Source organism: Pseudomonas oleovorans subsp. oleovorans (assembly GCF_002197815.1).
Lineage (GTDB): Bacteria > Pseudomonadota > Gammaproteobacteria > Pseudomonadales > Pseudomonadaceae > Aquipseudomonas > Aquipseudomonas oleovorans.
In genome coordinates this window covers 1-1124 of the sequence record NZ_NIUB01000090.1, presented here as the reverse complement: position 1 = coordinate 1124, position 1124 = coordinate 1, and the positions used below count along the sequence as shown (strand labels likewise).

Here is a 1124-nt window from a genome sequence, read left to right as displayed (position 1 = left end):
GCCAGGGCTTCGGCTTCGTCCTTGAAGGTGGTCACGCCGATCACCGGGCCGAAGATCTCTTCCTGGAACACGCGCATCTTGTTGTGACCCTTGAGCAGGGTCGGCTGGATGTAATAGCCGCTGGCCAGGTCGCCGTCGAGTTTCTCCGCTGCGCCGCCGGTAAGCACCTGCGCGCCTTCCTGCTGGGCGATCTCCAGGTAGCTCAAGATCTTGTCGAACTGCTGCTGCGAGGCCTGGGCACCGACCATGGTCTCGGTGTCCAGCGGGTTGCCGCGCTTGATCTGTTTGACCTTCTTCATCACCTCGACCATGAAGGCGTCGTAGATCGACTCCTGCACCAGCGCACGCGACGGGCAGGTGCAGATCTCGCCCTGGTTGAAGAAACCCAGCACCAGGCCTTCGGCAGCCTTCTCGATGAAGGCCGGCTCGGCGTTCATGATGTCGGCGAAGAAGATGTTCGGCGATTTGCCGCCCAGCTCGACAGTGCTCGGGATGATGTTCTCAGCAGCGCACTTCATGATGTGCGAGCCCACCGGGGTGGAGCCGGTGAAGGCGATCTTGGCGATGCGCGTGCTGGTGGCCAGCGCCTCACCGGCCTCGCGGCCAAAACCCTGGACGATATTGAGCACGCCTGGTGGCAACAGGTCGCCGATGATTTCCACCAGCAGGGTGATCGACAGCGGCGTCTGCTCGGCCGGCTTGAGCACGATGGCGTTGCCGGCAGCCAGCGCCGGAGCCAGCTTCCACGCGGCCATCAGCAGCGGGAAGTTCCACGGGATGATCTGCCCGACTACGCCCAGCGGCTCGTGGAAGTGATAAGCCACGGTGCCGTCGTTGATCTCGGCGGTGCTGCCTTCCTGAGCGCGGATGCAGCCGGCGAAGTAACGGAAGTGGTCGGCGGCCAGCGGTACGTCGGCGTTCAGCGTCTCACGCACCGGCTTGCCGTTGTCCCAGGTTTCGGCCACGGCCAGCAGTTCGAGGTTGGCTTCGATGCGGTCGGCGATTTTCAGCAGGATGTGCGAACGCTCCTGCACGCTGGTGCGGCCCCAGGCGTCGGCAGCGGCGTGAGCAGCATCGAGAGCCTTGTCGATGTCGGCGGCGTTGGAGCGGGGGAATTCGCCGAT

The 1124-nt window shown here is 64.2% G+C and carries 1 protein-coding gene; it reads right to left on the bottom strand.

Annotation, left to right across the window (positions count from 1 at the left end; all coding sequences use genetic code 11):
• On the bottom strand, positions 1–1124 hold a 1124-nt coding region (locus PSOLE_RS23380), incomplete at both ends, for an aldehyde dehydrogenase family protein (RefSeq protein WP_394341119.1).